Source organism: Streptomyces sp. CA-111067, assembly GCF_050956065.1.
In the GTDB taxonomy this organism is placed as follows: domain Bacteria; phylum Actinomycetota; class Actinomycetes; order Streptomycetales; family Streptomycetaceae; genus Actinacidiphila.
Genome location: NZ_CP192103.1, coordinates 4,149,214 through 4,160,423, shown reverse-complemented (window position 1 = coordinate 4,160,423; position 11,210 = coordinate 4,149,214). Strand labels below are relative to the sequence as shown.

12 protein-coding genes are annotated in these 11,210 nt (G+C 73.7%); 8 read left to right on the top strand and 4 right to left on the bottom strand.

Translation table 11 applies throughout. From position 1 onward, the window contains the following. The 3 genes from ACQPW6_RS18000 (at nt 1) to ACQPW6_RS17990 (ending at nt 2,042) form a co-directional block, all read left to right on the top strand. Nucleotides 1–234, top strand: a complete 234-nt coding sequence (locus ACQPW6_RS18000; RefSeq protein ID WP_433890657.1) for a hypothetical protein — start codon at nt 1–3, stop codon at nt 232–234. A gap of 339 nt (nt 235–573) precedes the next feature. Continuing rightward, entirely contained in the window at nt 574–1,497 is a 924-nt protein-coding gene (locus ACQPW6_RS17995; RefSeq protein ID WP_433890656.1) for a methyltransferase domain-containing protein, read from the top strand. A gap of 80 nt (nt 1,498–1,577) precedes the next feature. Beyond that, nucleotides 1,578–2,042: a GNAT family N-acetyltransferase gene (locus tag ACQPW6_RS17990; RefSeq protein ID WP_433890655.1), complete on the top strand. Its 465-nt coding sequence runs from the start codon at nt 1,578–1,580 to the stop codon at nt 2,040–2,042. A gap of 23 nt (nt 2,043–2,065) precedes the next feature. On the opposite strand, the gene ACQPW6_RS17985 is transcribed toward ACQPW6_RS17990, so the two are convergent. Further along, the gene (locus ACQPW6_RS17985) at nt 2,066–2,635 is read right to left on the bottom strand and encodes a DinB family protein (protein ID WP_433890654.1); all 570 of its coding nucleotides are present in this window, start codon (nt 2,633–2,635) and stop codon (nt 2,066–2,068) included. Nucleotides 2,636–2,969: 334 nt separating this feature from the next. Between ACQPW6_RS17985 and ACQPW6_RS17980 the strand changes: the two genes are divergently transcribed. Further along, the gene (locus ACQPW6_RS17980; RefSeq protein ID WP_433890653.1) at nt 2,970–3,431 is read left to right on the top strand and encodes a phytanoyl-CoA dioxygenase family protein; all 462 of its coding nucleotides are present in this window, start codon (nt 2,970–2,972) and stop codon (nt 3,429–3,431) included. A gap of 51 nt (nt 3,432–3,482) precedes the next feature. On the opposite strand, the gene ACQPW6_RS17975 is transcribed toward ACQPW6_RS17980, so the two are convergent. Next, the gene (locus tag ACQPW6_RS17975; protein WP_433890652.1) at nt 3,483–3,962 is read right to left on the bottom strand and encodes a nuclear transport factor 2 family protein; all 480 of its coding nucleotides are present in this window, start codon (nt 3,960–3,962) and stop codon (nt 3,483–3,485) included. Between the two features lie 163 nt (nt 3,963–4,125). Here ACQPW6_RS17975 and ACQPW6_RS17970 point away from each other — a divergent pair, with 163 nt between their 5' ends. Next, nucleotides 4,126–5,019, top strand: a complete 894-nt coding sequence (locus ACQPW6_RS17970) for a LysR family transcriptional regulator (RefSeq protein ID WP_433890651.1) — start codon at nt 4,126–4,128, stop codon at nt 5,017–5,019. A gap of 138 nt (nt 5,020–5,157) precedes the next feature. After that, nucleotides 5,158–7,104 (top strand): tetratricopeptide repeat protein, encoded by a 1,947-nt coding sequence (locus tag ACQPW6_RS17965; protein ID WP_433890650.1) that lies wholly within the window; start codon nt 5,158–5,160, stop codon nt 7,102–7,104. 66 nt (nt 7,105–7,170) lie between these two features. Here the strand turns inward: ACQPW6_RS17965 and ACQPW6_RS17960 are convergent, their stop codons facing one another. Beyond that, entirely contained in the window at nt 7,171–7,797 is a 627-nt protein-coding gene (locus ACQPW6_RS17960; RefSeq protein WP_433890649.1) for a TetR/AcrR family transcriptional regulator, read from the bottom strand. 65 nt (nt 7,798–7,862) lie between these two features. On the opposite strand from ACQPW6_RS17960, the gene ACQPW6_RS17955 reads away from it, so the two are divergent. Together ACQPW6_RS17955 and ACQPW6_RS17950 are read left to right on the top strand one after the other, a co-directional pair. Continuing rightward, nucleotides 7,863–9,101, top strand: coding sequence for an ATP-binding cassette domain-containing protein (locus tag ACQPW6_RS17955; protein ID WP_433890648.1), 1,239 nt, complete (start codon nt 7,863–7,865; stop codon nt 9,099–9,101). After that, nucleotides 9,098–9,967 carry an ABC transporter permease gene (locus tag ACQPW6_RS17950; protein ID WP_433890647.1) on the top strand — a complete coding sequence of 290 codons (870 nt, stop codon included), beginning with the start codon at nt 9,098–9,100 and terminating at the stop codon, nt 9,965–9,967. The genes ACQPW6_RS17955 and ACQPW6_RS17950 overlap by 4 nt, the downstream gene beginning before the upstream one ends. 31 nt (nt 9,968–9,998) lie before the next feature. Here the strand turns inward: ACQPW6_RS17950 and ACQPW6_RS17945 are convergent, their stop codons facing one another. Beyond that, on the bottom strand, nt 9,999–11,126 hold the full coding sequence (locus ACQPW6_RS17945) for a serine hydrolase domain-containing protein (protein ID WP_433890646.1): 1,128 nt from the start codon (nt 11,124–11,126) through the stop codon (nt 9,999–10,001). Between the last annotated feature and the right edge of the window lie 84 nt (nt 11,127–11,210).

Below are 11,210 nucleotides of genomic sequence, written 5' to 3'. Positions count from 1 at the left end.
TTGGCGGCGGAGGGCGCGGAGGTGGCGGTGGTGGACTTCGAGGGTGCGGACGTGGACGGGCCGGACGCCGAGGGTGCGGACGTCGAACGGCTCTGCGCCGAGGGCTTGGACGTTGCTGGGCTGGTTGCCGCAGGCCGCGGGTTCTCCGCCGGGGTGGCCGCGGCCTTGTGCTGCGGCGCCGCGGACGTGGCACTGGCCGTGGGCTTCGCACCCGCCGATCCGGTGCTGGCGTAGCTGGGCCCCACCCACCCGAGAAGCGCGACGGCGGCGCCGGTGACAAGCGCGGTGATCGCGGTCGTACCCGCTCTTCTTCGACGACGCTCGCGGCGGCGTGGCTTACCGCCGGACAGCTCTGACATACGGTCCCCCCCTGGAGACGTCGCCCCGGCCCCGTGACGATCACGAGGGCCGTTCAGGGCCAGCGAATCGTATCGGTTCCGTAGGACATCCGACAGGGAGAATCCCCGCGCTGTCCCGCCTCCGCGGCGGGCCGCCGGACGCCGGTGGCGGGTGGTCTTCTAAGCTCGGCGGCGCGCGCCCTTTCATCCGTTTCGCCCCGCAGGAGACGCACGTATGGCTGATCAGGACAGCGAACGGGGCCTGCGGGCCCGGACGTTCGGGACGGTCGCGGAGGAGTACGCGCGGCTGCGGCCGGCGCCGTGCGGGGCGGCGGTGGACTGGCTGGTGCCCGAGGGCTGCGGGCGGGTGCTCGATCTGGCCGCCGGGGCGGGGACGTTGACCGCGATGCTCGGGGAACGGGCGGGCGAGGTGGTCGCCGTGGAGCCCGACGACCGGATGCGGGCCACGCTCGCCGACCGCTGCCCGGACGCGACCGTACTGAACGGCACCGCCGAGGAGTTGCCGCTCCCGGACGGCCAACTCGACGCGGTGGTCGTCGCCTCCGCCTGGCACTGGTTCGACCCAGAGCGTGCGGTCCCCGAGATCGCCCGCGTGCTGCGCCCCGGCGGCCGGCTCAGCGTCGTCTGGAACACCCTCGACATCACGGTGCCGTGGGTGGCGGAGTGGTACGCCGGCCTGCGCCCCGACCCTGCCGCTCCCCGTGAGGCCCCCGGCCCCGCCGCCTCCCGTGAGGCCCCCGATCCCGCCGCCTCCCGTGAGGCCCCCGATCCCGCCGCCTCCCGCGAGGCCCCTGATCCCGCCGTCCCCCGTGAGGCCCCCGACCGGCGCCTGGCCTCCCGCGGCGCGCGCCTGCGCGAGGACCTGCGCGCCGCCGGCCCGCTCTTCGAAGACCCCGAGGAGAACGCCGTCACCTGCACCCGCCGCACGACCCCGGCCGATGCGGCGGCCCTCCTCGGCACGTACAGCCGCGTGATCATGCTTCCCCCGGAGGACCGCCGCCGCCTCCTGGCGAAGGCCGAGACCACCCTCCGCGCCCGCCTGTCCCTCCCCGCCGACGAGGAGTTCGACCTCCCCTTCCGCTCGCTGTGCTGGCGCGCCACCCGCACCGCCACTCCCGCGCAGGTGGGGCGCGGATAGGGTGCTGGGGGCTTGAGGAGACGAAGGGGCGGCGCGGCGGTTCTGTGGCGCCTTCACTGTGAGGGGCGGCGAACAGGGACATGTACATCAGCCCGGCCACCGAGGCCGACACCGGGGAGCTGTCCGTCCTGCTCGGCGAGATCGAGGGGCACTACGGCGGTGACCCGTCGCCCCGGGATCCGGTCCGGATCCGGCGCGCGCTGTTCTCCGGGCAGCCCGTCGCCACGGTGCTGCTGGCCCGCGAGGGGGATGGCGGCGGTGGCGGTGCGGGGGCGGTTCTCGGGCTCGCCTCGTACTCGCTGCTGTGGCCGGCCTCCGGGCCGGACACGTCGCTCTTCCTGAAGGAGCTGTACGTGCGCGACGGCGCCCGGCGGGGCGGGGTCGCGCGGGCGCTGATGGGCGAGCTGCGCAAGGTCGCCGCCGACGCCGGCTGCATCCGGATCGAGTGGACCGCCGACACCGACAACCCGAGCGCGCTCGCCTTCTACGCCTCGCTCGGCGCCGAGCACAAGGCGGACAAGATCTTCTACCGCACCACCATCTGATCCTTCGGGAGCCCCGTCGCGGGTCAGCCCATGCTCTTCGCGCCGTCCAGGGACTCGCGGATGATGTCGGCGTGGCCGGCGTGCTGCGCGGTCTCGGCGACGATGTGCAGCATCACCTGGCGTACGGACCAGCGGGCGCCCGGCTCGAACCACGGGGCTTGCGGCAGCGGGTGGCTCGCGTCCAGGTCGGGGAGCGTGGCGACCAGGTCGTCGGTCCTGCGGCCCTGCTCGGCGTAGGCGTCCAGGACGCCGGCCAGGGTGTCGCCGGGCAGCATGCGGAACTCCTCGGCCCGCCGCTGGTAGTCGGCCTCGGTCATGGCGCTCGCGTCGCCCATCGCGGACGGCCCGTGCACGGCGAACTCCGCCCAGCCGCGCTCGACGGACGTGACGTGCTTGATGAGGCCGCCGACGCACAGCTCGCTCGCGGTGGTCCGCTGCCCCGCCTGCTCGTCACTGAGGCCGCGCGCGGTGAACCGCAGAAAGTGCCGCTGCTTCCCGAGCGCGACAAGCAGATCCCCCCGTTCCCCACGAACCGCCCCGCCGCCGTCCCCATCGGTGACCGGCTTGCTGTCGATGGTCGTCGTCTCACTCATGGTCGGCGCCTTCCGTCCTACTGCCCACCGGCGGGTTCCCGTTTCCCCCACCGCTCATGGACCACGTTAGGAGCCCTTGCGGACAGCTACGGTCCTCAATCGAGAGGACGACGACGAGCCGGACACCCGGCCCTAAAGCCGGGCGCAGGATCGTCGCCGCCATGCTCGCGAAGCGGCCCCCGCCGAGGGGCACACCGGGCCGCACTTCATCTTCCGGCAGTTCCACGGGCAGGGGCATCCGCTGCTCGCCTTCTACCTCAGGACGGGGATCGACGGGCTGGCAGGGCAGTTGGTACGGTCCGGTCTCGGCATCGAGCAGCCGGAGGGTGTGCAGGTGGCCACCACGATCCCGCCGTGGCCGTACCGGCCCGGCGGCCCGCACGTCGACGGGCTGACGCCGACCGAACCGGACGGCAGGCCGGGCACGTTCACCATGCTCGCCGGTGCGTGGCTGACCGACCAGACGGCACCCGGCCGGGGCAACCTGTGGCTGTGGCCCGGCACGCATCTGCGGTTCGGCCGGTACCTCGCCGAGCGCGGCGGCGCCGCCCTCACCCGGATCGACGACATGGCGCCGGGACCGTACCCGAAGGTCGAACTCGGCGCTCCGGTGCAGGCGTTGGGGCCGGCCGGCAGCGTGCTCTTCGCGCACTACCTCCTCGCGCACAACACCGGCGACCACACCGGACCGTCCGGCGAGGAGCCCCGGGAGACCCTTTACTACCGGCTGCGGGCGGACGGGCACCGGGAGCGGTGGGAGACGGCGGTCACATCGCCGTTGAGCGAGTTCGGCTGAACGGCCCGCTGCCAGCCGGGAGTTCGCCCGCCGCGGGCGCCAAGCCGGTGGTCAGCCGAAGATCGCCCTCGGGTCGCCGGTGAACCACGTGTTCGTGATCCGCATCCTCCTGATCACCCAGCGTGAGCCGTCCCGCACCGCCTCCACCTCGTACGGGTTCTTCAGCAGCGCGTACGTGCCGGGGTCGGCGGACAGCAGGTGCTGGGCCTCCACCAGGGCCGTGACGTGGGCGGTGTCGCCGTTGCCGGTCGGGGTGATACGGATGTTGGTGACCTGGTGGGTGGTGTCGACGCGGTTCTCGAAACCGCTGAGGATCGTGGAGACGATGGAGTCGCGGCCCACCATCAGCGGCGGCGCCGCGCCCCACTTGGCGGCGGCCGGGCGGAAGTCGAGTTCGGCGTCGGCGGCGAAGGACGAGGCGAAGAGTCCGGCGTCCTTCAGGTCCTGGCCGAGGCCGAAGCGGTACAGCGCGTCGGCGATCTCCGCGCGGTCGCGCAACTCCCTTACGACGGCGGCCGTTTCGTCGGGCATGGGCGTACTCCTGTGCAGCTCAGGGGGGTTGGACGTGCCGGTGCCGGCACGTCCTCGACTATCCGTCGCACCGGAGCACCCATCAATGCCCGGCCGCGCAAGGGTCGTAAAGTCACGCTTGACGATGCGGCGGCCGGATCGAACGGGCGGAAGGGGAAGCCGGGTGCTGGAGCGGCGCGAGCTCGACGCGTTCCTCACCCTCGCCGAAGAGCTGCACTTCGGCCGCACCGCCGAGCGCCTGCACGTGTCCACCGCCCGGGTCAGCCAGATCGTCGCCACGCTGGAACGCCGGCTGGGGGTACGGCTGTTCAACCGCACCAGCCGCCGGGTGGAGCTGTCGGCGGCCGGCCGCCGGCTGTACGAGGAGGTGCACCCGGCCTGGCAGCAGATCACCGCGGCGGTCGAGCGGGCGGTCGCGGCCGGGCGCGGCCTGACCGGGACGTTGCGGATCGCCTTCGTCGGCGCGGCCGGGGGCCAGCTGCTCGCGGGCGCGGGCGCACTGTTCCGCCAACGGCACCCGGAATGCGAGGTGTTGCTGCGCGAGGCGCAGCTCACCGAGATCGCGGACCGGCTGCGCGACGGCACGGCGGACGTCGGCCTCGACACGTTCCCGGCCGGTGACGCCGACCTCGCCCAGGGCCCGGTCCTCATCACCGAGGCCCGGATGCTCGCGGTGCCGCACGGCCACCCCTTCGCCCGCCGCACGGCGGTCGGCGTCGAGGACCTGGCCCGCGCACCGATGATCCAGCTGCCGGACGACCTGCCGCCGGCCCGCCGCGCCGCCCGCACACCACACGCCACCCCGGCCGGCCGGCCGATCCCGCCGGGCCCCGCGGCCTCGACGCTCAACGAGATCCTCACCCTGGTCGGCGCGGGCCACGGCGTCTTCCCCGTCGGCGCGCACACCCGCCGCTACTACGCCCGCCCCGACGTCGGCTACGTGCCGTTCAGCGACGCCCCGCCGCTGGAATGGGGCCTGCTGTGGCGGGCGGACAACGCCACCGAACGCGTCCGCGCCTTCACCGCGGCGGCGCGCGACCTGCTCAGGGACCGCTGAGCCCGGGGGCTTACCCTGCTGCACCGGGACGGCGAACGGGACCGCGACGTCAAGGGCGTCGCGGCCGTCACCGGCCGGCCCCTCCATCGGTACGGGCCGGACGCCGGGAAACAGTGACGGGAACGACGGGGGAGCAGCATGGCGGTCGGCGTCAAGGGCTGGGCGGGCGGCGGGGCTCAACGCGCCGCGGACGAGGTGCGGCTCTGCCGGGAGTATGTGGCCGGCGGGGATCTGGCGCATGCCGCGTCCCATCTCGGGTGGGCGCTGTTTCTTGCCCCGGCGCTTCAGGACGCCTACGTCGCGCTGCGGGAGATCGTCGCCGCCGCCGGATCGTCGGAAGCGGCGCGGGAGTTGTTCAAGGGGGACGGCCGCACCATCTCTCCCGGCAACGCCGCCGCGATCCTCGTGCTGCTCGCCGAACGGGGGGAGACGTCCGAAGCGCTGCGGATGCTCGGGAAACTGGTCGCCGCGCATCCGGAGAAGCCATGGACCGCCGCGCCCTGGTTCAGCCCTGAACTGGGCGACTCCGTCCCGCTGCTGGCGATCGGCAAGTGCGTCACGTCCATCTGGGAGGCCGTGGACAACCCGGCGCCACCGGAGATCGCACCGCTGCTGGCCCCGTGGCTGGCGCTCGCGCGGAAGGCCGCCGCCCGCGCCGAGGTCGGCGCCGACGTCCTGTGCACCCTGTCCGCGCTGGCCAGACGGCTCGGTGCGTACGAGGACGCGCTCGCATGGTGCGTCAAGGCCGAGGAGTGGGAACGGTCCAACAGCCGTGCCACCCAGCTCACCCTGATCATGCTCGGGTACGCGCTCCGCGACGGCGGCCGGAGCGAACGGGCGATCGGCGTGTGGCAGCGGGCCGCCGCGATGCCGCCGGAGAACGCCGAACTCCTCCTCGACCTCGTGGACATCACCGCCGACCAAGGCGACACCGAGCAGTCGCTGCGGTGGGCCGAGCGCGCGGCGGCCGCCGGCGGGTCAGCGGCCGGCGGCCCGGCGCTGAAGCCGCGGGCGGCGCTGCTCGCCGCCCGGTACCGGGCCGGCCGGGAGAGCGGCCGCGCGGCCGAAAAGGGCGGCGACATCGCCCTGTTGACGCAGCTCGTCGACCTCACCCTCGCCCATCCGGAGCAGCCCTACGTCCACAAGTGCCTGGCCCGCGCCTGCGCCGGGTTCGTCTGGCTACAGGTCGTCCACCCGCCGACCGAGGCGCTCTGCGAGTCGTTCGGGCACTGGACGCGGATCGAGACGTCCGGCCAGGGCCAGGTCGGCGCCGGCACCGCGCAGATGTCGTCCATCGAGGCGCCGACACCGACCGCCATCCACCGCGCGCGCTTCCCGCAGGTCACGATCTCGGTGCCGCACCAGCGGAAACCCGATCCGCGGAAACCGGTCAGGACGGACTTCGGCCCGCCGCTGTGGAGTTACCAGGGCGCCGACGCCACCGAGGCCACCGCCTCCGTCGGACCGCCCTCGCCGGCGGCCGTCGCGCTCCTCAACCGGGTGGCGGCCGGCTTCTGGACCGACCCCCTGCTCGCGTTCGAGCACGCCGCGCCCCTGGGCCGGCTCGGATCGGCCGAACTCCTCGGCCTGCTCGCCCACATACCGCACCCGCGAGCGGAGAAGTGGGTGGAGGCGCAGCGCGAACACCCCCTGTACTGGCAGCGGTTGGCCCAGGCATGGGTCTGCGTCGGCATCCTGCACCACCGGACCGGCGAGCCATGGGCCGGCTCGGCCCGGCGCACGCTGCTGATGCGGCTGCTGTTCGGGCCCGACGACTGGACGGTCGACGCCGCCGCGTTCGCGCTGTGCGTCGCCGCGTGGCGGCAGCGCGGGCACCGCACGGAGATCGCCGAAGCCATCGCGGAGCGCTACCTGCGCGCGGCCGAGGCGGTCGGCAAACGGCCCACGGAGCTGCACGATCCGCTCGCCCACATCGTGCTGATCTGCCCGGGCGTTGACCCGGAGGTGGTGCGGCTGGCACGCCGGAACCTCGCCGTACGCAACGATGCCGCCGACGAGCGGCCCGACCCGGAGCGGATCAAGCGCTCGCTCCTGCGGAAGGTGCGTCCGCGCAAGGGGCGTTGACGGCAGAACGGGAGACCGGGGAGAAACCGGGGAGCGGGAACGTCGAACCGGGCGGCGCGGCCGGCGTCAGGCCGCGTGACCGCCGTGCCGCCCGCCGCACAGCCGCAAGCTGCTCTCCAGGCACACCGCCGCCGCCTCCTCGCTGCTCATCCGTCCCGTCACGACCTGCTCCGCCGCGGTGTGCTGGAGCCCGAAGACGGCGGCGGTGAGCCAGGCCGCCGGCAGTGAAGCGTCGAAGTCGCCGGCCTGCTGGCCGCGTTGGATGACCCGCTCCAACCGCGGCGGTACGACGTCATGCGGATCGTTCTCCGGCCGCGGGATCCGTGGCGCGGTGGGGTTCAACTGGCTCAGCACGACCGGGTAGCGGTCCATGAACCGCCAGCCGACGTCGAGGAATCCGGCCAGCGCGTCGGCGGGCGGCGCGGTGTCCAGGCCCACCTCGTCGAGCATCGCGTCGTACTCGGCCGACGCGGCCTCGACCAGGCCGACGAGCAGCGCGTCACGTGACGGGAAGTGCGCGTAGACCGTCTGCCGGGTGACCCCGGCCGTGACCGCGATCTCCTCCACGCTCGCGTCCGGCCGCTCGCCGAGCACGACCCGGGCCGCGTCGAGGATGGCGTCGATGCTGCGCCGGGCGTCAGATCTGCGGCGGCGGCGCCGGGGCGGCTGGGCGGTTTCCTGCGTGTCGGACATCGTCACCATGCTATGCCTCCGAGCTTAACCTTGACAAGCTGACAGGGATAACTAACTCTTACAGCATGTTGGAGAAAAGCTTGAGGGAAGGCCCGGGCGGGGATGCGGCCGGGAACGCGAGCGGGCACCCGGCCGGAGGCGCGAGCCGACACCCGGCCGGAGGCGCGAGCCGACACCCGGGCGGGAGCGAGGCCGGAGGCCGGCCGGCGGTCGAGGCGCGCGGCCTGGTCAAGGTCTACGGCGAGCACCGGGCGCTGGACGGCATCGACCTCACGATCGGCCGCGGCCAGGTGTTCGGGTTCCTCGGCCCCAACGGCGCGGGCAAGACCACCACGATCCGCATCCTCGCCACCCTGACCAGACCGGACGGCGGCACCGCCCGGCTACTCGGCCACGACGTGCTGACGGACGCGGACGCGATCCGCGCCCGGGTCGCGGTGACCGGCCAGTTCGCCTCCCTGGACGAGGACTTGACCGGCTACGAGAACCTGCTCGTCCTCGGCCGGCTGCACGGCCTGTCCCGGTCCGCCGCCAGGCGCCGCGCCGAAGACCTGCTCGCCGCGTTCGACCTGACCGGCTCGGCCGGCCGCCCGGTGAGCGGCTACTCGGGCGGCATGCGCCGCAGGCTGGACATCGGCGCCAGCCTCGTCGTCACCCCTGACCTGCTGTTCCTCGACGAGCCGACCACCGGCCTCGACCCGCGCAGCCGCAACCAGGTCTGGGAGCTGGTCCGCCGGATCGCCGCGGTCGGCACCACCGTGCTGCTCACCACCCAGTACCTGGAGGAGGCCGACCAGCTCGCCGAGCGGATCGCGGTCATCGACCGCGGGCGGATCGTGGCGGAGGGCACCAGCGCGCAGCTCAAGTCCCGGGTCGGCTCGAACACGCTGCACCTGCGGCTGCTCGACGGGGCGCAGCGCCCGGAGGCGCTGCGGATCCTGGCCGCCGCGCTGGAGGGGACGGTCCAGGCGGCCGGCGCCGATCCGCTGGCGGTGTCGATGCTGCTCACCAGCCGGACGGGGGGCGGGCAGGACGTTGCCGGGCCGGATGCCGACCGGGCCGACGTGGGCCGGCTGATCGGACGGGCGGCGACCCGGCTCGCCGACGCCGGGGTGGGCATCGCCGACCTGTCCCTCGGCCGCCCCAGCCTGGACGAGGTCTTCCTCGCCCTGACCGGCCGGGAGGCGACGCCAGACGCGGCAGCCGGCCCCGGCACCAGTCCCGACGGCCCCGGCGCCGGACCCGCCACCGACGGCCACCAGGCGGGCCCCGGCCCCGACAACCGCGAGGAACTGACCGTATGAGCACCGCAGCCGCCACCCCCGCCGTCACCACCCCCGTCACGAACCCCGCCGCGCCCGGCGCCGACCCGATCGACGCGCTGCTCGCCGCGGGCCGCACCCGCCGCCGCGCCGGGCCGCTCACCGCCTCCGCCACCTTCGGCAGACGCGCGATGCTCAAGATCAAGCACGATCCCAAGCAGCTCGTGGACTCCGCCGCCATCCCGATCCTGTTCACCGTGCTGTTCACGTACCTGTTCGGCGGCGCGGTCAGCGGCTCGACCGGCGACTACCTCACGTCGCTGCTGCCGGGCGTGCTCAGCATGAGCATCGCGATCGTCACCATGTACGGCGGCGCCCGGCTGGCCCAGGACGTACGCAGCGGGGCCTTCGACCGGTTCCGCGGACTGCCGGTCTGGCGCGGCTCGTTCGTGGTCGGCGGGCTGCTCAGCGACGCGGCCCGCTACCTGTTCGCGTCGGCCATCGTGGTCCTCCTCGGCCTGGCGATGGGCTACCGCCCGGCCGGCGGCGCCCCCGGCGTGCTGGCCGCGGTCGCGCTGGTCATCGCGTTCGGGCTGTCGCTGTCCCTGCTGTGGGCGGTGGTGGCGCTGCTCATCCACGACGCGGCCGTGGTCGTGAGCATCGCCAACGCCGTCCTGATGCCGCTCTCGTTCGCCAGCAACATCTTCGTCCAGCCGAGCACCATGCCCGGCTGGCTCCAGGCCGTCGTGAACGTCAACCCCCTCACCCATGTCGCCACCGCAGCACGGGACTTGATGAACGACACGGGTAACACCGGTGGGGCGGTGGCCTGGTCGCTCGCGGCGACCGCCGCCCTGACGCTGTTGTGCGCGCCGATCACGCTCCGCCTCTACGGCAAGCAGGAGTAGGGGAGTTGGCGTCGTCCCCCGGGCCGTACGGCTACCCGCCGCACAGCGCGTCGTCCAGCAGCTTGGTGACCGCCGCCTTCGCCGGACGGCCGGTGCCCCAGGACACCGACAGGGTGACGGACCGGCCGCCGGGGGTGGCGAAGGCCCAGGTCGAGCTGCCGAGCGCGTCCCCGTCGTGGCCGTAGGCGGTTGCCCCGCAGGGCAGTTCGACGGGTTCGAGGCCGAGCCCGGTCTCGGACGGCGCCGACACCGTCGTCATCTCCCGCAGCAGCGGCGGCGACAGCAGCCTGCCGCCGAGCAGGGCGCTGGTGAACGTGTTGAGGTCGGCGGCGCTGGAGATCAGCTCGCCGGCCGCGTTCATCACGGACGGGTTCATCTCGGTGATGTCCACGACGCCGCCGGTGCCGTCCGGGATGTAGTTGTGCGCGTGGCTGCCGCGGATGTGCGGGTCCGTGCCGGGCAGCGAGGTGTCGGACATGCCCAGCGGCCGCAGGATGCGGCGGGTGATCTCGTCGGCGTAGGAGTGGCCGGTGACGCGCTCGACCAGCAGGCCGAGCACCAGGTAGTCGGTGCTGGAGTAGTGGTACCCCTGGCCCGGCTCGAACAGCGCGGGCTGCGCGGTGCCGCGCCGCACCAACTCCGTGGTGGACCAGGTCCGGTAGCGGATCGGCAGGAACGCGGTGGGCGGGCTCAGCGGCAGCGTGTCGGTGACGTCGTAAAGGCCGGTGGTGTGGTTCAGCAGCTCCCGTACGGTGATCCGGTCGCCGGCCGGTACGAGTCCGGGCAGCCACCGGTCGACCGGGTCGTCCAGCCCCAACCGGTGCTCCTCGACCAGTTGGAGGACGGTGGTGGCGACGAACGCCTTCGTGACGCTGCCGGCCCGGAACAGCCCCGCCGGGTCAACGGGCTTGTGCGTACCGGCGATTGACGTCCCGGACGTGGCCCGGACGGTCCGCCGCCCCGCGCCCTTCACCTCGACCAGCGCGCTCGTCGGGCCGCCGGCCGCCACCGCGTCCAGGTCCTGCTGCAACACCGACGCCTCCTTGTGGCGCGCCCCGTCGCTTCTCCCCGCCGCCGTGGCGGTCGTGGCTGTCGCGGGCAGTGCGACGGCGACAGCGGCGACGACGGCCGCACCTGCGATCTTGCTGCGGTACTTCATCAGGGGCTCCCTCTCAGTGGTCCGTGCGAAGGAACCTACGAGGGGTGATCGGCCCCGAACATGAGGCAAGTCCCCGTGTCGGTA